Source organism: Alteromonas sp. D210916BOD_24, from assembly GCF_047159385.1.
In the GTDB taxonomy this organism is placed as follows: domain Bacteria; phylum Pseudomonadota; class Gammaproteobacteria; order Enterobacterales; family Alteromonadaceae; genus Alteromonas.
The window spans coordinates 891,592-915,264 of record NZ_AP038333.1 but is presented as its reverse complement, the minus strand read 5'-3'; the positions used below and the strand labels follow the sequence as shown (position 1 = coordinate 915,264).

Here is a 23,673-nt window from a genome sequence, read left to right as displayed (position 1 = left end):
CTGGAATTCTAGCCTGCGCTCACTAGCCCCCCAGTACTGCATTGATTATCATGGCGTTACCGATACTTAAAGTAAATCCCACTGCCGCCACACCTACATTGTGCTGCTGATCCACTTCCTGTCTGAAATCCATACCAAACAAAATAATGTTTTTGCTTATTAACACCAATAAGTGAAGGGCAAGAGCCAGACCCACACTGACGATCAACCACCCAGTGACATTACTGACGTAACCCGAAGGGTTATAAATGAGTAGATTTTTAGCGGCTGACACTATCATGGCTGTGCCTAATAAGTTGCCTGTATGCTCAATGGCAAGAGCGAGTTGTCCTTTTTCCAGCGCGCCTTGAAATGAGTCGTTCTGGTTATCTTTTGCATACCTAAATTCAAATATTCGCGTCATCACTAACAGCATAATAAGAACTACGGAGAAACCCGTAACAATGGCAATCAAGGCATTCATATCACTGCCGTCTACCCAAATCGTAATATTGCGCAACACAATGGCACTGGCCACTAAACTGGCAGCATCCACTAGTGCAACGCTTACACTGCGTTGGGCAATCATTTCATGGGTGTCGACTTTATTCAGTACTAATTTGTCATGTGCATAGCGCCCAAACTTAACAAGCATGATGCCTACTACACCAAATATCACCATGCCTAGGGCTGCTTCTTGATAACCCAATCCCACATGCCTACCGACAACCGAACTCAGTACAATACACAGTGATAACATGCCACCTGCAATACTGATTCCAAATGCAAAGTTATCCTTGACCCCTAACTCTTCCGTTACTGAATACTCGCGAGAGGCGCCAGTCAGCCATTTCATCAGCATGAGTAATACCAATGCTATCCCCACGTCCATCGCCAGATAAATAAGTAACTCTTGCGACAAAGGGACGAGTTTTACTAAAGCTTCCACGTTCTATTTGCTCCTAAACCCAGAGGGTTTTACGACTCAACAAGCTCAACTTCACCCGCTACAATTATGCCGTCTTTTGTTATAGATACCATTGTCATCATTCAGTATCATCAGACTACTTCAGGTGAATCAAATTTCCGTTAAGTGCTAATGGTTATATTTATGTAAGCGAGTATTATGCCAACAGACGCCAGCATTATGCCAACAGGCAGCGAAAATAATATGAATAACCAACAACAAGCCGGAAAGTATTGGCAACAATTAGTCTCATCCGCAGCGATGACAGAGGCAGTATTGGAAGCCTTAGAGCACAATAAAGACAGCATAATTTGCGCTTTCACTCGCTCTTATTTCTTTGCCCAAACGCTTATTCAATATCCATCGACAATTGACAAACTTTTTCAAGGTCCGCCGAAGTCATCACTATTTGACTGGTATAATCAGCACCTACTAGAGCAATTGGTATCGGTAGAGAGTGAAGAACAATTACTCACGAGTTTACGCCAATTTCGCAATCAAGAAATGGCCTGTATTGCATTTAATGATGTGCTCAACAAGCAGTCGATCTCAGATTCACTAGGCCAAGTGTCCGCCTTAGCCGATGTACTCATATGTGGTGCTTATCAATGGCTGTATAACCACCTCGCTACACGCTACGGCACGCCCACATGTGGTACACGTCAGATGCAAATGTACATTCTGGGAATGGGAAAACTGGGCGGGAAAGAGCTTAACTTTTCCTCAGACATAGACCTGATTTTTGCATACCCGGAAAAAGGTGAAACACAAGGTGGCAAAAAGTCAGTAGAAAACCAACAGTTTTTTACTAAATTGGCGCAAAAGCTTATTCAAGCACTGAATAAAATAACCAATGATGGTCAGGTATACCGGGTAGATATGCGCCTGCGTCCATTTGGCGACTCTGGTCCATTAGTCATGCATTTTGCCGCACTTGAAGATTACTACCAAGAGCAAGGTAGACACTGGGAACGTTTTGCTATGATAAAGGCGCGTGTGATCAATGATGATCACTCTTCTCAGGTAAAATGCCTCAAAGATATTCTTCACCCTTTTACCTTCCGCCGCTACCTGGATTTCACTACCCTTGACGCCCTTCGCAACATGAAGAAGTTGATTGCCACAGAAATTAGACGCCGACGGCTAGACAACAATATAAAACTGGGTGCTGGGGGGATCAGAGAAGTTGAATTTTTCGCACAGAGTTTTCAGCTTATTCACGGTGGACGGGAGCCTGAACTCCAAAGTAAGTCATTGCTCACCACATTAGATGCCCTGGCAAAACTAGACATAGTAGAAGGGGAAGTTACCGAACAACTGAAGCAAGACTACCTGTTTTTACGCAAAGTTGAACACACTTTACAGCAATGTCAGGACAGACAAACGCAGACACTCCCCGATAGCACTTGGCAACAGCAAGCATTAATAGACGTAATGGGCTTTGACAGCTACGCCCAATTCTTAACCATGCTCGATAGCACCATGACACGGATCCATGGCCACTTTAACGAGCTGGTAGAAGAGCCACATGAAACTCATGATCAAGAAGATACGTTGTTTGACACCTGTCAGGACGCGTGGCGCTTGTCGCTTCAGCAAGAAGAGTTTGTTGACGCCTTTAGCGAATATCTCGACACCAATGACATTACAGAGGTCTATCGCGAATTACGCCAGTTTAAAGAAAAGCAACGCAATTATCGCATAGGTCAAAAAGGAGAAGACACCCTAAATAAATTGCTGCCTGAAATTCTTTATGTATTGATGCAGGAACATCCAGCAAACACGGTGCAGGTACTGTCACGACTACTCGGCGTCATTGAGGCAATTACAGGGCGGACGACGTATTTGGATTTGCTGCTTGAAAATCCAGAGGTGTTAAAGCAGTTAGTCAAACTGTGTGAGCGCAGTGATTGGATCGCACAGGAAATTAAACGTTTTCCTTTACTGCTTGATGAACTGCTTACTCCACTATATTTACAGCAACAAAACAGCGATATTGCCACCAGTAAACACGAATACGAACTTGAACTCAGAGAAAGCCTATTACGCATTGAGCAAGATGATGTGGAAAGGCTCATGGATGCGTGGCGCCAGTTTAAACTTTGCCAGCAATTGCGCATTGCAGCCAGCGACATCAGTGAGTCGCTACCCATTAACACAGTTAGTGACAAACTCACCGCCCTTGCAGAAGTGATTTTAGATAACGTGCTTCAGTCAGCCTGGATGCAGGTCAGTGAGCGCTATGGCGTACCTACGCATTTAGAAGGTACGGACAAAGGGTTTTGCGTTATTGGGTATGGAAAATTAGGCGGCTTCGAGCTGGGATACGGCTCAGATTTGGATTTAGTGTTTCTACACAACGCCCCGCGGGGTATTAGCACAAACGGCCAAAAACCTCTTGAAGCGCAACAATTCTATATCAAATTGGCGCAGCGCATAATGCACTTGTTAAATACCAAGACGCTATTTGGGCAATTGTATGAAACCGACTTAAGACTTCGCCCTTCAGGCAATTCTGGACTGCTGTGCTGTCATATTCATGGCTTTGAAAAATACCAGCTAGAAGAAGCCTGGACATGGGAGCATCAAGCATTAGTACGTGCCCGCGGCATTTGTGGTGATCGGGCACTGCTTGACGATTTTGCCCACGTACGCCACCAAATTTTAAGTCGCAAACGAGAAACCCAAGCCTTAGCACAAGACGTGTGTAAAATGCGGGCGAAAATGCGTGAACATTTACTGTCTCACCAACATCACAAAGTCGATCTCAAACAGTGCGAAGGCGGTATTACAGATATTGAGTTTATGGCCCAGTATTGGGTGCTTGCCCATGCCCACAACGTGGAAGCCTTAACCACTTATCCCGACAATCTAAGAATTTTTGACGCCGCAGCCAATGGCGGATTGATTAGTCAGGAAACGGCCTCTCGATTACAGCATGCTTACCTTCGGCTACGCGAGCTTTATCACCATTTAACACTAGCGGATACCAAATACGCTGATGAAAGCGACGAATTAGATGATATTCGGGAACAAGTAAAAAACCATTGGCAGGCACTATTTGCTGACTGTGATTAATCGTAAAGCGGGGTTAGCTATAAATAATCGAGTTAGCCCTTTACCCGCTTACACGTAGTGGCAAGAAAGGGGGTCTCTTCGGCAGTAACCACCAGTGAACGCTGCTCTGGGCATAAGTAAGCCCTAACTTCACCTTCAAAACTGCTATCGATAGCACTGGCAATTTTGGCCAAAGAGCCAGCAACAGTATTGTCTAACTGAAAGCGATGTTTTATCACAAAATCCTGTTCAAGATTCCAGATAAGCTGCATCCCTTCAGCTTGAGCATATTGTGAAATCACCTCGCGCAACGTACTGCCTTCTTTGAAGGTTCTGGCCTTGTGTTCACCCGTCCAGTTTCTTTCGACTGGTCGTGTGACACTGGCCATCTTCGCTAGCTTTTCGTCCAAGTTGGGATCGATACCTGTAATGTCCAGTACAAAATCCCCTTGTTCCTCTTCCTCAGGATCGGTTGCTGACATTCTGAATTCACGATAGAAGTCACTTAGGCCGCGAGACACTGTTTTATCTTCTATCTCTGATTGGGGTGTCACCTTTTCTTCCGATTGCAACACATAGATAAGCACGCCGGCAATAATGACTAATACTGCAGCCAGGCCCACTTGTTTTGCCCAAAAAGATGAACTTGAGTACCCTTCTTGTACCATATTTCCTCTGTGTCTCTCGATGTACGGTTTGCAACTAACGTAATATTGGCGCATTACTCATGCCTAAACTTACATAATTGCAACATCTATGCCTTAAATAGAGCCTTTTAATTTTAGTTCATGCTGTGTGATTCCACTTAGCCCATTAGGCTAATTCAATACGTCATACCTACTTTCAAACGGTATCGACATTAGCCCAGCTAAGAAACTCACTTAATCATACAAGGACTTTGGATTGTTTACAGGTCTGGTTTTAAAACGTTTGTGCATCCACAGATAACTTTCTGGTTGCTCTTTAACCGCAGCATCAATATGTTGGTTTAAAAGTGTTAGGGCGTTTTCATCACTCATCTCGCCCAAACCTTCAAGGGGTGGAAAGATCTTAATTTTGTACCCCTTTTTAGTATATTGAGAGGTAATGATCATCGGCTCACAATCACTACGGCGAATAAACATTAGTGTAGCGGTTGTAGTTGCGGTGTCTTTTACTCCTCCAAAGGGCACGAAAATACTTTGCTTGGGACCGTAATCCTGATCAGGCAAATATAGACACAGTTCTTTTTCATCTAGTGCAGCAAGCAAAGCCTTGGCATTTCTCTTGTCGATCATGTACTTGTTTGAACGATTACGACCATGATATTGAAGGTAATCTATCAACGGGTTGTTGTGCTTGCGGTAAAACGCAATACTCGGATGAAAAAAGCCTATGCCTCGACAAGCAAACTCTAAATTCATGTTGTGCAGTGCCATCCCGAACACCCCCTTGCCTTCGGCGAGTGCATGTTCAACATACTGCGTCCCTTCAATTTCGATAGCACGTTTGACTCGCCAGCTTGGCCACCACCACCCCATTGCGGTTTCAAATAACGCCATACCAGTGCGACGCACGTTCTCGGTGTAAAGCGCTTCTATCTGTTTTTCACTCAAACTGGGATCCCAGAGTGCGATATTGCGCTTCGCAACCTTAGCCCGTTTTGGCACTACCAGCGCAATCAATCTGCCAGCTCCAGCTCCAATACGCCTGATAACTGGTAAGGGAAGCCAAGTTATTAAGTACAACACACACGCACCTAACCAGACCGGCCAATATTTAGGCCCAAGAAACGAAAGTTGAAACGTAGGAGCTTTAATCGCCGCAGCCAATATGTTTATCCTCAAAATAACGATGGCGGCATTGTATCAGATGGGAAAATTAGGGGCTATGTAGAGGTGCGATTTGCTTAATGACGACTCGCAATCAAGTAACTTTCTCTGTTAATACCTACATTAAAGGCGCTCAACAACGCACTTAATATTCTCTGTCTATTTGCTTTAATTTTTTCTCAAATATTTCGTATTGATCGGTGGAGTCGTAGTCAAAGTGGTATTGGTTGTGAAAGCCGAACTGCAATTTCACATTCACATCTTCAATATACAAGGTGTAGCCATCGTGATCGGTAAAGGCGGTTATACCATTCAATTTATATTGTTCATCTTGCTTCTCGCCGTGTAGGCGAATCTTGTCAAATACCTGTAGAAGAAACTTGCTATCCAGTTCGTTTTTCATAATAAATCCATTGTTGTTCAGTTAAATTTTATTACTCATGAACGGCCATTCTGGACCACTAAAACACACATGAATGCCCTGTTTAAACGCAAACCTTAACAAAGGATATCAATTAACCTTGATTTTGCCGTTAAGCCACTAAAAGTTATACCGAAATCCCAGATTCGTAACGTGTGATGAAAAATCGTTTTGCCCCGCAAAATAGGTATATTCGACACGTAACATTACCCCCTTACTAAGGTAGTAATCAAATCCCATCCCCACCAGCCCAGCGAAAATATTGTCCTGGTAACCACACGTATTCTGAGTGCTGTCGCACAAGCTTTGTTCACTATCAACGAAGCGCTGTTCAATGTCGAGATACGACACCCCTACTTTATAGTATAGTTCACCATGTTGATTACCGGCTTTGCCTAACAACGCAAAATAGGGCCCTTTACTCGATAAAGCGAACCTTTCGTTACTTTTATCTGCTTGGACAATATATCCCCCTTCAGCATACCACTGCCGATGAAATTGATAAGCTACACCACCGGAATAGCTAACATCACTCTCACCGTCATATTGAGTATCAACCTTGCTATACCCCACATTTATCACAGCATAAGTGGTATTTTCGGCGCTCACGCCCCCTGTAAACACAACCAACAACATCACAAATAGCGGGCGAATTTTGTTCATCAAGGTATTTCCTAATATGAAAAGCAGCGCTTATCGCGCTTGTATGGCTATAAACTTAACAGGTTTAGCATCCAACAATACACCCGTATATTTACAAAATTTGATCTTTTTCAAAACTGGTGTAGTATAAGATTACACAACTGGTCAGATGAGCGGATGAGTTATTATGAGTATCAGAACTAGCTTAAAGAAAGTATTACCCCCTATTTCAATCACAGAACAAGAAGCCCTCGATGCGGGTGATGTGTGGATTGAATCTTCTATTTATCAGGGTAAGCCTGACATGCAGGCACTACGCGATATCCCTCAGGCAAAGCTGAGCGCAGAAGAACAAGCCTTTATGGATGGTCCAGTCACAGAGCTACTGAACATGGTAGACGACTTCGAACTGGGCAATAGCACGCATATTCCTCAGGACATTCTTGATTTCCTAGGTAAAAACCGTTTCTTCTCAATGATTATTCCAAAGAAATTTGGTGGTCTTGAGTTTAGCCCATATGCAAACTCTACTATTGTAGCGACTATCGCTGCGAAAAGCGGTGCAATTGCGGTGACCGTTATGGTACCTAACTCGTTAGGCCCAGGTGAGCTGCTTATGCACTATGGTACGTCTGAGCAACAGGATTACTGGTTACCTCGTCTTGCTGATGGCCGTGACATTCCATGTTTCGCATTAACCAGCCCAGAAGCAGGTTCTGATGCTGGCGCCATCCCTGATGCTGCGATCGTAACTAAAGGCGAGTATAACGGCGAGGAAGTACTTGGTCTTCGCGTGAGTTGGGACAAGCGTTACATTACCCTTGCGCCTATCGCAACAGTACTCGGGTTAGCATTTAAAGTATTCGACCCAGATCAACTACTCGGTGACAAGCTGGAGCTAGGTATTACCTGTGCACTTCTTCCTAAGTCACACCCGGGTGTTGAGCTTGGTAACCGTCACGATCCTATGGGCGTGCGTTTCTACAACGGTACTACCCGTGGTCAAGACGTATTCATCCCAATGGACTTCATCATTGGTGGTCAGAAGAACATCGGGCGCGGCTGGCAGATGCTAGTTAGCTGCCTTGGTGCAGGTCGTGGTATTTCACTTCCGGCCATGGGTGTTGCTACTGCACAGTCTGCGTTTAAAGGTACAGTTGAATACTCATTCGTACGTGAGCAATTTGGTCTTCCAATTGGTCGTTTTGAAGGTATTCAAGAGAAGATGGCTGACATTGCTGGTAAGACTTTCTTACTTGAAGCGATGCGTGTTTTGACGACAGAAGGTCTAGGCCTAGGTGTTAAGCCGTCTGTTGTAACGGCTATCGCCAAGTATCACATGACTGAACTTGGTCGTGATGTGATGAACTCGGCTATGGATATTCAAGCGGGTAAAGCCATTCAGCGCGGCCCTCAAAACACCTTAGCAGGCGGTTATTCTGCTTTGCCAATTGCGATTACGGTTGAAGGTGCAAACATTCTAACCCGTAACCTGATGATTTTTGGTCAAGGTGCAATGCGTTGCCACCCTTACCTAAAAGACATGGTTGACCTTATCCACAGCAACGAAAGCTCTGCGGATAAAGAATTCAACAAAGTACTTCGCAAGACCGTTGGCTTTAGCGTTAAAAACGCATTCCGCAGCTTGGGTAAAGGCTACCTGCCTTTCTTACGCGGTGCAGAGTCATCTCTACCTGAAGTACGTAAGTACGAGAAGCGCGTAAATAGCATTTCTGCCAAGCTTGCCCCTCTTGCTGATTTATCACTAGCAGTACTTGGTGGTGACCTGAAGAAAGCTGAGCTTCTGTCAGCACGTCTAGGTGACGTAATGAGCTACTTATACGGCGCCATGGCAGCAATTCGCTTCTATGAGCAACGTATTGAAGACAGAAAACTGGCTCTGCCGTATTTTGAATACGCTATGCAGTGGTCACTACAGCAAGCAGATCAGGCAATTGTTAACTTCATCAACAATTTCCCTAACACTGCGACCCGTGGTCTGATGCGTCTGTTAACGAATACTTACTCTAACAGTGTGCCTGGTATCAGTGATGATTTGGTGCGTGAGTTGTCGATAGCATCAATGCAAGATAACAGTGTTAAGGCGCAATTGACGCACCTTGTACGCGTCAGCAAAGGTGATGGTAACGACATCAACGAGCAAGCGTTTAAAGCGAAGCACGCCGTTGCCCACTTATTAGGTAAAGTACAAAAAGCACTGCGCAAAGAGCCTGTTGTACCTTTCATCTCATTCGAGCATGCGCTTAATAAGTTGCAAGAGAAAGGCGTTATTAACGCAGAAGAAGCGGCCAAATTGCACGACTACAATGAGAAGCGCAAGTTAGCCGTACGTGTTGACGAATACACTTTCGACATGGATCTGCTTCCTGCTTCACAAACGTTAAAAGCGGTTGACGGCGGTCAAAGTGCAGCTTAAAAGTTGCGCGCTGTTGAAATAACAACACCATAGCCCTGACTAGATGTCGGGGCTTTTTTTATTTTTCACTTAAGCCTGTAGGTCTTTGATGTACAACGGGCCCTAAATTAATTCTACAACTTTTGGACAAAATCCATCTCTCTTACTAGCTTTATACCGTGCAGGGTCAGTCTTTAGCTAGGATGCAAAAGTGAGAACGTTCTTTTCACATATTTTTCTGTTGTGTATTATTTCTTTTTACAGTGGAGTTACTTTAGCCGTTGCAGACGAAGGGCGCTATATTATCGGCTATGTCAGCCATCCCCGGGTGGTTAACTATTACAAACCGCTAATCGAAGAAGTTTACCGCGAGATAGGAATTAATACAGAATTCGTCGAAGTAGGCGGAGAGCCTGGCTTGCGCTTGCTTAACGAAGGGATGACTGACGCTGATGTTATCCGATACGATGTGGTGACCCAATACGGCAAAGACATAGTGGCCATTGAGCCCGCCTTTGCATTAGGTACTTCGTTTTTATTGTGCATTCGAAAAGTACCATGTAGCAAAGACGTGATCCAGAATCCAGACATTGCTATCGCCGTAACGACCCGTTTCTTTTTTAATATAGGTCAACAGCCAGACAATCTAGCTGCAAGCATTCATGAATTTGACGATTTCAATCACGTTATCGAATTATTGATAAACGGCAGGTTCAATTATGCAATTTTGCCCAGCGATTACTCCCAGAACGCCATTTTCGATAAGCACGGCATTCGGTACATCCCCATTGTGAAACACAAACTCGTCCACGTCATCAATAAAAAACACATGCATTTATATAGCGCATTGTCAGACGCAATCACCAAACGAGTAAAAGCCAGCTTATCCAACTAATACAGCGCGTTGAACGGCGGCATAAAGGCAATATTATTAATCAAAAACTCATCTTGCTAGCATATGACGGCAACAAATTACTGCCCCTATACCCTACCTTGAGCCTGTTTATCTTTGGTGTACCAATTTCGGGCCAAATGGAAGCCTTTTAATCGCTAAACAGACCTGCAGGCCAAGTGGGCTAAGTTAAAGGGCAGTGACAAAGAGTAAAAGGCTCTAATAATAAAAAAGTTTACTCAAAATTGTCTGTACATAGATTATCTCTGCTAGTCTAATAAGATTAAAAAAATATATGTATAAACATAAGCGAGGGAGGCGGTTAATCTGCCGAACCATGCGCTAAAAGTAACCTAGGTATCTCCGCTTTGCGTCCCATAGACAACACAATTTCCATTACAGAAGTCAACCGCGACACCGCTAACATGCTTGTTGGAAACAGCTTTGTAGGCTTATTGATGACAGTAATGTCATTTTCAGGACTTGTTTTCTTCTTTGAAAGTGATAATAGGAAGATAGAAGAACTCAAACTCATCTTTTGGGTGTGTATGATGTTGGTGAGTCTGTTGCGTTTAGTGGATGCCAGTTACTGGAAGTTTAAACTCTCCTCAACGCCCTTCTCGCCCAATCCGGTCATAGTGCGTTTTGCTATTGGTGTTTTCGCTACAGGAAGCTTATGGGGGCTGTATTCCGTAGTACTCTATTCATCGATGAGTGAACTAGAAGTGGCCTCAACTATGGTCGTGCTGTCTGCAATGGCAGGGGGCGCAGGTACGGTACTGTCGCCTAAAAAAGAATTGGTCATTTTTTACTGTACGGTTTTACTTGTTCCCATGTCCTATTGTGCTCTTCTCGACAAAACCGGAAATTTCTTCATGTTAGGAACTTTAGGTATGGTGTACTGGGTCGGGATCTCACTGAGTGCATTCCGTTATCATCAGTTTTTTATCAGCACATTGCACCTAAAGGAGCGCAACAACAACCTGGTAAAACAAATGAGTATCGAGCGCAGTCAAACTGACAAAATCAATCAGCTTTTGATTGCCTCAAATGAAAAACTCGATGAATCGAATGCTAACTTAGAAGCTGAAGTTGAGCGCAGAACGCAGGAACTTTTCCGCCTATCTAACCGTGATCCACTGACAAACCTTTTAAATAGAAATGGATTTCTAAAACACCTCAACGATTTACTTGAAACCACTAAAGTGTTGCAAAATTCACTCGCAGTGTTGTTCATTGATTTAGATGGTTTTAAGCAAGTCAACGACAGTCTCGGTCACAAAATAGGTGATCTGGTACTGGTAGAAATTGCTAACAGGCTACGAAACTACAGTGAGAAAAATCACCTTGCCCGTTGGGGCGGCGATGAATTTGTTGCAGTTATTCCATACGCGACCGTAGATACCGCAAAAGCCGTCGCTCACGCAATGAGAAGCGGCGTCACCATTCCAATCAATGCCAACGATAATCAAGTGACACTAGACGCAACGATAGGCATTGCCATGTGTCCAGAACACGGTGATGTTGCTGTAGATTTAATTCAGCAAGCCGATTTGACCATGTATGACCAAAAGCGCAAACAGCGCGGTACGGTAGGCGTATTCAACGAAACACTCCATGCAGAAATAAAACGAGAGCAGCGGTTATGTGAGCGCTTGCGCAGCGCCATAGATAATGGTGAGCTGTGTCTGTTTTATCAACCCATTATTGACGTAACAACAGGCCATGTCTCTTCTATTGAAGCCTTGTTACGCTGGACCTGCGATGGCGAAATTATCAGTCCCGACATATTTATTCCCCTTGCGGAAAGAAGTGGGTTGATGCCAGAAATAGGTACATGGGTACTAAACAGGGCTCTAATTGACCTCTCTCACTGGGATTTTGCCGAGCCCCTTTGTATGTCCGTTAACGTCTCTATTACTCAGTTGATAGACGATGGCTTCGTTAAGGTACTTGATAGTGCCCTGAACAGCACAGGTATATCGCCCCAGCGGCTTTATTTGGAAGTTACCGAAAGTGTATTTGCCAATAATGCCGATCTCGTCACCCAACGATTACACGAACTGGTAGAGCGAGACATCAAAATCTCAATCGATGATTTTGGCACAGGTTACTCATCGCTACACCGCTTACAATCAATGCCTTTTGACTTTATAAAAATTGATAGATCATTTGTACAGAATACCTCGGAAGAGAGTGATACCATAATAAGAGCAACGCTGTTAATGGCGCGAGAGTTTCGCTGTAAAACTATTGCTGAAGGGATAGAAACCGAAGCGCAACGCGCGCATCTTGCCGCGCTAGGTAGCGACTACTTGCAAGGGTATTACTACGCGAAGCCCATGAGCGCTAGCGACTTTATTTCTTGGTATAACAAAAACTATTAGAGCCTACCTAACATGGCACAACTTTATTTTTATTACTCTGCAATGAATGCGGGTAAATCAACATCTTTGCTTCAATCAGCCTACAACTACCGCGAACGTGGAATGCATTCCATTATTTATACCGCAGCGCTGGACGACCGATATGGCGTGGGCAAAGTGACGTCCCGGATTGGATTACAAGCAGATGCCAGACTTTATGCAAAAGGCGATGACTTATTTCAGTCAATTAGCGAAATCCGAGCAACACAAAAATTAGATTGTGTTTTTATCGACGAAGCACAATTTCTGACGAAAGAGCAGGTAAGGCAATTAGTTGAAGTAGTTGATGAGCTTAAAATTCCCGTTCTTGCCTATGGGCTACGCACTGACTTTCTCGGTGAAACTTTTGAAGGCAGTCACTACCTTCTGGCGTGGGCGGATAAGTTATCTGAACTAAAAACCGTTTGTCATTGCGGCCGCAAAGCCAGCTTTGTCGTTCGCCGAGACCCAAATGGAGACGCGGTAACCGATGGTGATCAGGTCCAAATAGGCGGTAACGACAGTTATGAATCCATGTGTCGCAAACATTTTAAACAGCTAGTTTGGGATTAATGTGAACACACTGTGCGCGTTACCTCCGTAACGCGCAATTGCTGCGTCCCATCTCACAATCGAAAAACCAGCCAGCGCCAAACAAAATTAAATGCATTAAGCCAACCAAAGACACCTTCAGAACAACACTCTAAATGTAAAACAATAAATTTACTGAATCGATTAAGAAAGTGCTTGCTTATGTGTTGAAAGCCGACTATTGTTAACTCAATGTAACAACAAAAACACAGCATTAACACTCACTGAGCAAGGTAAAGCATATGAAGCACTCTGGAAAGTTCAAGCCTGCGGTCATTGCCCTGTCAATTACCGCCGCACTTAACAGTACTGTCACTGTGGCACAAGAGAACGCTGATGATTCATCGGTAGAAGTTATTCAAGTATCCGGTATTCGCGGTTCGCTTATGCGCGCACAAGCCGTGAAGATGGACAATGACGCTATTGTTGAAGCCATATCTGCAGAAGACATCGGTAAACTCCCCGATTCATCTATCGCCGAATCACTTGCGCGCCTTCCAGGCTTATCTGGCGAGCGTGTTGGAGGGCGTACATCGGGTATTTCTGTGCGCGGCTTCAAAGAGGATTTCACCGGCACATCGCTCAATGGTCGTGAATTAATAGGTATTGGTGACAACAGGGGTGTGGAATACGATTTATACCCTGCTGAAATTATGACGGGTGCGACGATTTATAAAACTGCTGATGCCACATTAGTCGTTCAGGGTATCGGCGGTACGGTTGACCTTCAAACCGTACGCCCGTTATCCGCACAGGAAACCCTCACGGTCACCGGTGTTTATGAGTTAGGCGGAAACGACGCTGACAACCCTGAATTCGATAACACAGGTAATCGCTTTGCGTTGTCTTTTGTTGAAAAATTCGCTGACGATACGGTAGGTCTTGCGCTTGCTATCGCCTCAACTGAATCTCCCCGTAACGAAAGAAAATATGGAGTATGGGGCTATGGCGAGAATGAAGAAGGCCAGGTATTGCCATTTGGTTTAGACACGCAAGCCATTAGCCGTGTACTGGAACGGGATACAGTCTCTGCCATTTTACAATGGCGACCTACTGACAAACTCGACATTGTAATCGATGCACTTGATATCGATTACTCTGATTCTGGGGTTATTCGCGGCTTTATCGAGCCCTTCGCTGCGGCGAATGTAACAGGTAGTGGCGTTAATAATACAGGTACTCAAATTAACGCCAACCCAGTATTGCGAACGGATCCCGCTCAAAAAGATGGTGAACTACAAACCTTCGGGCTAAACATTCGCTACGACATTAATGACGAGTGGTCGATGACACTTGACGTCGCCGACAGTCAATCCAGTAAGCGTGACTTGCGGGGTGAATCGTATGCTGGCCTAGCCCGTTCTGGCGCATTAAACAATGACCAACTTGGCTCCCGACAATTCGAGATGAGCCAAGATGGTATCTATTTTACCGACAGTACAGGTCTTGATGCATTCTCAGACCCTGCTTTACTCCAATTAGCTGGCCCACAGGTTTGGGGGGGCGGCATGGCTAACATTGCCGACCAGTTTACTACTGACGTTTTACAAGCTAACGGGCAACCCTATAGTTATTTTAACGCACAGGACGGCTTTTTAAACTATGCTGACTTTGAGGAAGAACTGACCACAGCGCGACTCGAATTCACCGGTTTTGTAGACTGGTCTGTGTTTAATACGGTCACCGTTGGCGTTAACTACAGTGATCGCTTTAAATCAAAAGACAACAAAGGCTTTTTTGCTACCGCGTCTTCATACCCCTTTTCAGAGTCCATTCCCTCGCAGTATCTCTACAATGGTTTAGCTGATTTAACCTGGGCTGGCATGGGATACGTAGTGGCCTATGACGGGTTCGCCCCCTATAACGATGGCGAGTATACGCTCAACGATGCGGGTCTGTTAGAGCCTGATCGTCTGGGTGACACATATACAGTGGATGAAGAAGTCGTATCACTGTATGCCAAACTCGATTTTGAGACCGAAGTACAAGGCTTTAATGTTAAAGGTAACCTTGGTGCACAATATGTACAGACGGACCAATCTTCAACAGGTTTTATCGGTATAGTCGGTGAAAACTTTGCCGTGTGTGATGATGACGGTAATCAAGTGATCGACGCTGACTGTGTGATTACTGACGGAGATGATTACTCTCACTTTTTGCCAAGTTTAAATGTAAGTGTAGAACTTAGCGAAAACCGTTATTTGCGTTTTGGCGCGTCAAAAACCATAAGCAGAGCCCGTATTGACCAAATGAAAGCGTCAGGCTTTGTTAAATTCGATCAAAATATTGAGCTTATAGCAACACCTAACAGCCAAGCTGCTGTTGAAGCATACGGCTCACCATGGTCGAAGTTTTCTGGTAACCCCACATTACGTCCGTTGGAAGCAAATAACTTTGACCTTTCTTTTGAAAACTACTTTGAAGATGAAGGCTATGTTTCTGTCGCGCTATTTTATAAAGACCTAGTAAATTGGACGCGGGACGGCAACCAGCTCATTGACTTTACCAATGATGAAACTAACCAAGGCGCGAACTATTTCATACCTGGTTTCCACGACAGAATTATTGATGTAGACGGCAACTATGGCCCTGAAGATACGCCTTACCAAGCGGGTGATCTGGTCACGCCCCCTGATTTGGGCTACTACTCATTCTTTGAAGATGGCCTTGAAGGCAGTATGAAGGGCATAGAGCTGACTGCCAATGTGCCATTGAGAATGCTGTCAGACGCCCTAGACGGATTTGGTATAGCGGCGTCTGCCACTATCCTCGATGCTGAACTTGAGGACGGTACAGCAATCCCAGGCCAATCAGATAATACCTATAGTATTACGGCCTATTATGAAATGAACGGATTTGAAATACGGGTCGCGGCCACAGATCGCTCTGAGTACCTAACCTATCAACGAGGAGGCTCAAATAAAATAGAGCCAGCCACACGTGATGCGGTGACGCAAGTGGACGCACAAATCAGTTATGACTTTGCTGACAGTGGAGTTGAGTACCTTGAAGGGTTGAGGGTTTCTCTACAAGGTGTAAACCTGACCGATGAAAAAGAAGAAACCATTGATACTAATGGAATAGTCACGCTACGCAGAGAGTTCGGCCCCTCCTATATGCTGAACCTTAACTATGCGTTTTATTAACCAGTAGTACTTAAGGGGCTGCCCTAACCGGTGGCCCCTTATTTTATTACTTAGAAAAAGGTCAACGACATGGAGAAAAATAGTTTAGCCTCGTATTTCAATCGTTGTGCCTTTAATTTTGAGTAACTCACACGCGTTAGTACAAGGATAAGCACTGGTTAATAAACAGTTTCACCTTTGCGTATTTCAAAAGGTAAAACGATGTTTTCGCCTAGCTGTTCTATCAGTTCATTTGCAGCACGTATTCCCTTTTCAGTACTCGACTGACACACCGTGGTCAAACGCGGGCGCGCTCGCTCAGCCTCTTCTATACCATCAAAACCAGTGATTTTGATTTCTTCTGGAACTTTTATCCCTAATTCCAGTGCCATATGCAAGAGTTCCAGAGCAATGATATCACTCATACACAACACTACATCGGGGCGGGGCGAACTGGTCAGTACTTCCCGTGCGGCTTGTTTGGCAAAACTGCGTTCACTTTCTGGAAGGTGCCAAATCTGCTCGTTGCTTATCGTGACATCCTTATGTTCTGCTGCGCGTAAATAACCATCCAAACGACGGTGTGATATAGAACTTTCCACATCGATAAGTGGGTTGTCATAAATTCGACAGGTTGAGGGGGAATTGATTAGACGTAGACCCAATATTGCAACATTATCCCCCTCGTTGAGGGCATATGAAGCAACTTCAAAAGCTGCTTCTTCATTATCAATATTAACAGAAGGCTTATTTTCAATGTCAAAGTCAACGGTGACAACTGGTTTTGAAGATAGCGCAAGCTCTCCCACCAATGCGGCATTACGCGGTGCCCCATAGCAGATAAACCCGTCAACAAAATCAACGACATCTAATATGCTACTCGAGTCACCTGCATAGAGAAGGAGGTGCTTCCCTTGTTTTTTCAACGCCGAAGACACACCCTTTATAAAGGTACTGGCCACGGGGTCGCTCACCATGTATGAAATGCTATCCGCCAGCACAAGAGCCACGATATTGGATGTGCCTTTTCGCAAAATTTGTGCAGCTTTATTGGGGCCGCTGTAACCTATTTTTTTACACTGCGCTAAAATTTCTTCGCGTTTGCGTTGCGACAATTGATCGGGGCGATTGAAAGCGTTGGAAATTGTCGCGGTAGATACGCCGAGTTGCTCAGCGACATCTTTGAGGGTCAATTTTGCTTTAGTCATTGTTATTAGCTCTTTTCACGAACATCAAGTCAACCGCCCTTTACAACACTAGCGTGGTCAGAGTAATCCAGGCAGATAATAGCAATCCGTAATAGCAAATGAACAACAGCACCTAGCAATATTTTGCAAAGGCCTGATGCCTTTAAGCTGGATATCTATGTGATTGAGTATAACACTGACTTAAACGTTTAACCCACCACTTTCAGCGATTTTGCGACGAGCGGAGGTGGGTTAGAAAGGAACATAATTAGAGTAAAGTCAGCTTAGCGAGTACCGAAGATTTTGTCACCAGCATCGCCCAACCCCGGTAGGATATAACCTTTATCATTAAGGCGTTCGTCAATTGCGGCGGTGAATATGTCTACATCGGGGTGAGCATCGACCACGGCTTTAAGCCCTTCGGGAGCAGCCACTAGAAACAGTCCCATAATTTTGTTACACCCCTTTTTCTTTAGCAAATCGATAGTCGCAATAAGCGTTCCGCCAGTAGCCAGCATGGGATCAACAATCAATGCAGTACGCTCATCAATGTTTTGAACCACTTTGTCGAAGTAAGCTACAGGTTTTAAGGTTTCTTCATCTCGATATAAGCCAACCACACTGATTTTCGCATTGGGAATAAGTTCGAGTACACCTTCCAACATACCTAACCCGGCACGTAGGATAGGCACAACCGTAATTTTTTTTCCCTTTATTTGTTTAACTTCAACATCGTCACCCGACCAGCTTTTAATGATAGCGCGTTCAGTGGGCAGCGTGCGCGTAGCCTCATAAGTCAATAGATTGCCGACTTCCGATGCGAGCTCGCGAAAGTCTTTACTGCTAATTTTAGCATGACGCATTAACCCGAGTTTGTGTGCAATAAGTGGATGAGTAATTTCGTGAACAGCCATGGCAACATTCCTTGAAGAGTTTCATCGTAGTTTACCTGTTTCTGCTCAACCTTTACATTCAAGCTATCGCTTTTTCGCACACATCAAGCGTATCACCATCTGGAAGGGTCACTTCTATTTTGATGCTCCCGCCAACAGCGGCCAAATATGCTGCCGCTCTTTGAAGCGATACATCTTGGATACGCTTTGATTCTAACTTGCTAACGCCAGAAGCGGTGACCGATAGTGCCATTGCTACGACTTCTTGCTTCACTCTGTGTTGCTTTCTAATTTCGCCTAATGTGAGTTCTTTCATTGTTCTTTACCGAGAATAACGGGCATTAAAAAAGCCCAGATGGTGGAAACCTTCTGGGCTTTTGCAAAACGTTCTACCTGCAGTGCCCAGAAGCCAATACTTGCCCCTGAACACCAATGGTCAGGTGCAATCAGTAATTAAAATTATAAAAATAACCGGTTGAAACGTTTTGCATAATAATTCTCTTTCTTACAATGAAGTTAATATCGGTGATGCGCTTTCTTTCGCGATGCCTGTTATGCTTGCACTGCCGCGCCTCACTTATCCTTTACCATACCATTAAATTAAGCAATAGCAACGACTTTCCAAAAAGGAAAGTCATGGGTTTGTACGCCACTTGTGCATGTAAAAGCATTACATTGACAATACGTCACCTACACTGGCGTTTTTCAATGCGTTAAGGAAGTCTGGCACCTGCTCAGTACCTTCTTCTGGCGCCCAATGAGCAAAGCCCTTGTCTTCATCCAATTTGTACGGTCCTTGCTTAACTTCCATAAATACGACGGGGTGATGGCAGACAGTGGCATGCCAGACATTGGGGGGTATTTCTACCCCTGAACAATCACCGGAACTCGACAACACTAACCGCTCAGTTACGGTGGCATTATCATCAAAAAAGATGAGCTCTAACTCGCCTTCGAGTACCATGAAAAATTCCCATTTATGGGATTGCACATGCCGATGTGGCCTTACGTATGAATCAGGCATCATGGCGATGAATAGCCGTTGGACAATATCCTCATAGGATGCATGCACATTGAGGTTCGCTCGCCGACGCTCACTTTGCGCTGCTTTTGCTTTAAGTGCATTGAATGTCTTGCTATCAAATCGTTTAATATTGTTCACTATAGGCTTCCTTACTGCTGCTTTGCACAACGTAATTCATGGCGCTAGCAACGACGCGAATGCGCGAGGTTTGACTATCAACAAGTCCTAATCATTGCGTATCAAAACACCTAACACTACTGCTTCTTCGCTTTTTTCATCCTGCGACTCTGTTCTTGCCGCTTTTCTTCGCGTTTTTCTTTGCGATCTTTTTTATCTGGCGTTAATGAACCGGTTTTGAATTTTTGCTTTCGCTTGGCTTTAGCCTCAGCTTTTTTCGCCGCAGCAATTGCCATTTCCTCTTTTTCACGCTCAAGCATTTCGGGCGTTTCTAACGTGATGCGTCCTAACTTGCCAGACTGAAGCTCTTTAAGCAGAATTTCACAAATTTTGTGTAGATTAACCCGCCCACCCGCTTGAATAGCGCCGCGGTGTTTTGCCGCCGCTTCGAGAAACTCAATCTCTGTTTCAGGCAACTCCTCAAGCTTGTAGCGTGCTTTCATTACTTCAGGGTAAGCTTTGATGAGGTAATCTGCGGCAAAAAAACCCACGTCATCATATTCCATCGCGGTATTTTTTACAGCGCCAGACGACGCCAATCGATAAATAGAATTTGGATTTTCCAGTTTCGGCCACAACACGCCTGGTGTATCAAAAAGAATGATGCCGCTGCCTAAGTTGATGCGCTGCTGACTTTTAGTTACCGCAGGTTCATTCCCAGTCTTAGCAATGGTTCGCTCAGCCAGAATATTAATAAGTGTGGATTTACCCACGTTGGGGATACCGGTGATCATGGCTTTAATCGCTTTAGGTTGCGCGTCTTTTTGCGCGCAAATAGAACGAATCAATTGCATGATTTGCTTACTGTTACCTGGGTTATCACTGGATGTAGTGATGGTTTTTACACCGCGCTCTTTTTCCAGGCTCTCTTGCCATCGCGCGGTTATCTCAGGATCAGCCAAGTCGTATTTATTCAAAATTTTGATACAGGGTTTGTCACCTCTGATTTTCGCAATTTCAGGGTTCTCACTGGAGTAAGGAATACGTGCATCCAGCACTTCAATCAGAATATCAACTTGATTGAGCGATTCTTTAATCTCTTTGAGGGCCTTGTGCATGTGCCCCGGGAACCATTGTAATGCCACGATGTTGTCCTAATAAATACTTAAAAACAGAGTGTTGATATATCGTAAAACGACTAGCGAGATAACTCGTAGACGCAAATGTTCACAGCGCTCGCCAGGTTTAGTGAGTCAATTTTACCACTGCCTGGAATAGTAAACGCCGTCGCCTTTAGCTGCACCACTGCTTCTGTGGGCACACCTCGCGCTTCGTTACCAAACAAAAAGCACTGATATTCGTTAAATGAGGGGGTTTGTATACCCTGCCCGTCCATGTCTAAGTAAGCGATACGTTCAAAACGTTCGGCTAAGCTTTCAAGTGGGACATTTAATTCCATATCAAGGTGAAAAATAGCCCCCATACTGGCGCGCACCACTTTCGAATTAAAGGGGTCTACACAATTGGGGCTCATTAATAACGTATAGTTCCCAAACCATGCTAGCGATCTTAAGATCGTGCCTAAATTTCCTGGATCTTGCGTTTCGTACAGATAAATATATTTTGAGTCGCCTTGAATAGCTGCTGCGCCATCTGGTTCAACTGTCGAAGGTAATGGAACTCGCGCAATAATTCCCTGAGGTGATTTCGTGTCACTCATCTGCGCCATTTGTTGAGAGGTGATGTTCTCTGCTTTGCACTGGGTCTCAAAAGGCCACTTCGCTTCTAACCACTGATGGTATTGTTCCGTTACGTAAAAGACAATGTCCTTCGCTTTAAGACGAGGATGCCCTGCACCAATTGCATTGAGTAACTCTAAAACCAGATGCTCGCCTTCCACCAAATAATAGCCTAATTGTGACCGGTATTTTTTTTGATGGAGCTTTTTGACATCACTGAGTTTCATTGACTTAAACCTTTAATCGAGTAGCGGCGCAAGTGTAAGTCAACGAAATTAAAACTCAAGTTGTAATCGACGTGGACTATCGGGTATGAAGGACGTAAAGCGCTACTCAAACACTTTTAAACCCGTAATTGCCGTTGGCATATTATAAACACTTTTAAGAAGCGGTAATGCATAACCAGGCCCTTCATTTTGCAGTACATGGCTAGGCAAATAAAACCTTCTTTTCGCGTTCGACTTCGCCAATGCCGCATCTACACGATGCCATTTTTCACCACGCCACACTTCTCCCCAGGCGTGGCCGTAGGCTTCTATACTGTCGTCCCCTTCTACAATCACCGTTCCCATGATGACACGAGCGGGCAAACCTAACGCCCTTGCAAGCGCAACCACCAAAACCGCGAATTCTGTGCAATCCCCACTTTTACTCTTTGCAACTGTAGAGGCAAAAGCAAAATCGTGAATATAAGAGGGCTCATCAATATAACTGGATATAAAGTGTTCTATATCAAACACATTCGGCTCACTTTCGTCTGAAGGTGGGTGCAATTCCAAATACTGTTTCACCACTGCTTGCACGGCGGGCTCATCGAAGTCTATGACAAAACTGCTCTTGCGGTAACCTGGCGCTGCGGACGCCTGTGAAATAGATATAGTTCCAGCGCTCATTGCGATACGAAGGGTTGTTTCAGAAATACTTAACGTCTGAATTCCCTGCCAATCACTTAACAAGGCACTAAAGGCATCTGGCTTTTTAACATGGACATCAAACTGAACCGTGTTAGAGAGCGGGAGCTGTTGTTCTGCATCCAACGACGCTGGCAGTTGAGCGAAGGTAGGTTCACTTTGGCCATAGCTCAAGCTAGCCCACAGAGTAGCACCAAGAAAATAAACTATTCTCATAAGGAAATAGGTGCGCCGGTAACAAATAGCGGTGCCATTTTCATTGAAATAGGCCCTAAATGCATCGCTGCACTTTGCATAATAAACTTGTCATCCACTGAGTATTCAATTTCAAAACCTTCCATATCAACGTGAAATTGGTAAAGGCCATTTGCGTTTTCGCGCTTTTTCATCACTATAGTCGTGGTAGCGGTGGGGTCGGTATCTGCCGTCCAAATTTTAAAGGCGGTTTCGTCAACGTCTGCTGTAGTAACCAAACTTTGCGCCATTAAATAAGTACCAAAATTTGACACCATTTCACCTTGGTATTCCAGATTTGCATTGACAGCTTTCCCTTGAATTTCACCCTCTACCTGCCATTGTCCATCGACAGATGAAAGTGAAAATGTGGATGCCAACTCACTATTTTCCACCGTATATTGGTAAGTGTTGATTAAATCGCCATCTACGGTACTCCAAGAAAGGGTAACCGTATCGGTAGCCGCCACGTTGTTGGCATCAACCGGTAAGATCATTGAAAGGGTTTCTCGCATTTCCACGTCCCCGTCACTATCTACCACAAATTTTTCGCTGGCCAACCCTACTAATTCACCGTTCATTTCGACGGAATTGATGGCATGGAAAAAAGGAGTTGTATTGTCACTTTTATCTGCAGCATTGACAAAAGAGGTGAATATTTTTTTCAGTGTTTTGCGATATCCCACCTCGTTGTGCAAACACACTTGAAGCCCGTTTGCCGACTCTGCAGATAAGCCTTTGATCAATCCACTTACTGTGTCACTGCCCTCGCCCAAGTTGTACAGAATTTGATAATCCATCACTAGGGTGTCGTCTAAGGTCGTCATATCCAATGTGTAGTTATACTGACTACTGAGTGGTTTGCCCTGCTGCTGCGCGATGTTATTGATGGCATACTTCATCATGTTAACCAGTGAATTAGCTGGTCCGTCATAATCTTTGAATGCCCAACACTCAACAGGAGTAGTGGTACCTATATCGATAGTGAAATACCAATATTCGTCTATCTGTTGAACGTCTGACCATCGACCTTCAACGGTCCCCTTAAGAGGAAAGGCCGCCAGTTCAACGTCACTTTTTTCATCTAGTGAGGCTTCTCTTTTTACCGCTTTATTAAACCACGCAGGTAATTGTTGATGATCAACGAAGTCTTTCGCTGTTGCCGTACCTGTAATGATTAAACAAAGTAGCGTACTTAAAAGTACCTTATAGCGATTATGCATTTATCTCATTCCCTTAAAATAGCGTGTAAAAACGTCTTC

The 23,673-nt window shown here is 44.5% G+C and carries 19 protein-coding genes; 6 read left to right on the top strand and 13 right to left on the bottom strand.

What is annotated here, in order from left to right; all coding sequences use genetic code 11:
- Nucleotides 1-22 precede the first annotated feature (22 nt).
- A complete protein-coding gene (locus ACMCM8_RS03925; RefSeq protein ID WP_412725673.1) occupies nt 23-928 on the bottom strand; it encodes a DUF350 domain-containing protein in 906 nt (301 codons plus the stop codon).
- A gap of 177 nt (nt 929-1,105) precedes the next feature.
- Here ACMCM8_RS03925 and glnE point away from each other — a divergent pair, with 177 nt between their 5' ends.
- Nucleotides 1,106-4,024, top strand: coding sequence for a bifunctional [glutamate--ammonia ligase]-adenylyl-L-tyrosine phosphorylase/[glutamate--ammonia-ligase] adenylyltransferase (gene glnE / locus ACMCM8_RS03920; protein WP_412725671.1), 2,919 nt, complete (start codon nt 1,106-1,108; stop codon nt 4,022-4,024).
- 32 nt (nt 4,025-4,056) lie between these two features.
- Here glnE and ACMCM8_RS03915 read toward each other — a convergent pair whose 3' ends face one another.
- From ACMCM8_RS03915 to ACMCM8_RS03900, 4 genes are all read right to left on the bottom strand, one after another.
- On the bottom strand, nt 4,057-4,671 hold the full coding sequence (locus ACMCM8_RS03915; protein ID WP_412725669.1) for a TcpQ domain-containing protein: 615 nt from the start codon (nt 4,669-4,671) through the stop codon (nt 4,057-4,059).
- A 213-nt stretch (nt 4,672-4,884) separates the two neighbouring features.
- The gene (gene lpxL / locus ACMCM8_RS03910; RefSeq protein ID WP_412725667.1) at nt 4,885-5,814 is read right to left on the bottom strand and encodes an LpxL/LpxP family Kdo(2)-lipid IV(A) lauroyl/palmitoleoyl acyltransferase; all 930 of its coding nucleotides are present in this window, start codon (nt 5,812-5,814) and stop codon (nt 4,885-4,887) included.
- A 145-nt stretch (nt 5,815-5,959) separates the two neighbouring features.
- A complete protein-coding gene (locus ACMCM8_RS03905) occupies nt 5,960-6,217 on the bottom strand; it encodes a DUF3081 domain-containing protein (protein ID WP_412725665.1) in 258 nt (85 codons plus the stop codon).
- 138 nt (nt 6,218-6,355) lie between these two features.
- Nucleotides 6,356-6,898 (bottom strand): outer membrane protein, encoded by a 543-nt coding sequence (locus ACMCM8_RS03900; RefSeq protein ID WP_412725663.1) that lies wholly within the window; start codon nt 6,896-6,898, stop codon nt 6,356-6,358.
- A gap of 166 nt (nt 6,899-7,064) precedes the next feature.
- Here ACMCM8_RS03900 and ACMCM8_RS03895 point away from each other — a divergent pair, with 166 nt between their 5' ends.
- From ACMCM8_RS03895 to ACMCM8_RS03875, 5 genes are all read left to right on the top strand, one after another.
- The gene (locus tag ACMCM8_RS03895) at nt 7,065-9,314 is read left to right on the top strand and encodes an acyl-CoA dehydrogenase (RefSeq protein ID WP_412725661.1); all 2,250 of its coding nucleotides are present in this window, start codon (nt 7,065-7,067) and stop codon (nt 9,312-9,314) included.
- A gap of 190 nt (nt 9,315-9,504) precedes the next feature.
- On the top strand, nt 9,505-10,188 hold the full coding sequence (locus tag ACMCM8_RS03890; RefSeq protein WP_412725659.1) for a hypothetical protein: 684 nt from the start codon (nt 9,505-9,507) through the stop codon (nt 10,186-10,188).
- A 422-nt stretch (nt 10,189-10,610) separates the two neighbouring features.
- Nucleotides 10,611-12,572 carry a putative bifunctional diguanylate cyclase/phosphodiesterase gene (locus ACMCM8_RS03885; RefSeq protein ID WP_412727608.1) on the top strand — a complete coding sequence of 654 codons (1,962 nt, stop codon included), beginning with the start codon at nt 10,611-10,613 and terminating at the stop codon, nt 12,570-12,572.
- A gap of 12 nt (nt 12,573-12,584) precedes the next feature.
- Nucleotides 12,585-13,163 (top strand): thymidine kinase, encoded by a 579-nt coding sequence (locus ACMCM8_RS03880; RefSeq protein ID WP_412725657.1) that lies wholly within the window; start codon nt 12,585-12,587, stop codon nt 13,161-13,163.
- Nucleotides 13,164-13,423: 260 nt separating this feature from the next.
- Nucleotides 13,424-16,327, top strand: coding sequence for a TonB-dependent receptor (locus ACMCM8_RS03875; RefSeq protein ID WP_412725655.1), 2,904 nt, complete (start codon nt 13,424-13,426; stop codon nt 16,325-16,327).
- Nucleotides 16,328-16,485: 158 nt separating this feature from the next.
- Here ACMCM8_RS03875 and ACMCM8_RS03870 read toward each other — a convergent pair whose 3' ends face one another.
- The 8 genes from ACMCM8_RS03870 to ACMCM8_RS03835 all read right to left on the bottom strand — a co-directional run bounded on the left by ACMCM8_RS03870 (nt 16,486) and on the right by ACMCM8_RS03835 (nt 23,634).
- A complete protein-coding gene (locus ACMCM8_RS03870; RefSeq protein WP_412725653.1) occupies nt 16,486-17,514 on the bottom strand; it encodes a LacI family DNA-binding transcriptional regulator in 1,029 nt (342 codons plus the stop codon).
- 263 nt (nt 17,515-17,777) lie between these two features.
- Nucleotides 17,778-18,407, bottom strand: coding sequence for a uracil phosphoribosyltransferase (gene upp / locus ACMCM8_RS03865; RefSeq protein WP_412725651.1), 630 nt, complete (start codon nt 18,405-18,407; stop codon nt 17,778-17,780).
- A gap of 58 nt (nt 18,408-18,465) precedes the next feature.
- Nucleotides 18,466-18,702, bottom strand: coding sequence for a DNA-binding protein (locus tag ACMCM8_RS03860; RefSeq protein WP_412725649.1), 237 nt, complete (start codon nt 18,700-18,702; stop codon nt 18,466-18,468).
- Nucleotides 18,703-19,056: 354 nt separating this feature from the next.
- Nucleotides 19,057-19,548, bottom strand: a complete 492-nt coding sequence (locus ACMCM8_RS03855) for a WbuC family cupin fold metalloprotein (RefSeq protein WP_412725647.1) — start codon at nt 19,546-19,548, stop codon at nt 19,057-19,059.
- Between the two features lie 116 nt (nt 19,549-19,664).
- Nucleotides 19,665-20,672 (bottom strand): ribosome biogenesis GTPase YlqF, encoded by a 1,008-nt coding sequence (gene ylqF / locus ACMCM8_RS03850; RefSeq protein ID WP_412725645.1) that lies wholly within the window; start codon nt 20,670-20,672, stop codon nt 19,665-19,667.
- A gap of 53 nt (nt 20,673-20,725) precedes the next feature.
- A complete protein-coding gene (locus ACMCM8_RS03845) occupies nt 20,726-21,493 on the bottom strand; it encodes a TrmH family RNA methyltransferase (RefSeq protein WP_412725643.1) in 768 nt (255 codons plus the stop codon).
- 102 nt (nt 21,494-21,595) lie between these two features.
- Nucleotides 21,596-22,393, bottom strand: coding sequence for a transglutaminase-like domain-containing protein (locus ACMCM8_RS03840; RefSeq protein ID WP_412725641.1), 798 nt, complete (start codon nt 22,391-22,393; stop codon nt 21,596-21,598).
- Nucleotides 22,390-23,634, bottom strand: a complete 1,245-nt coding sequence (locus ACMCM8_RS03835; protein WP_412725639.1) for a hypothetical protein — start codon at nt 23,632-23,634, stop codon at nt 22,390-22,392. The genes ACMCM8_RS03840 and ACMCM8_RS03835 overlap by 4 nt, the downstream gene beginning before the upstream one ends.
- Nucleotides 23,635-23,673: the final 39 nt, after the last annotated feature.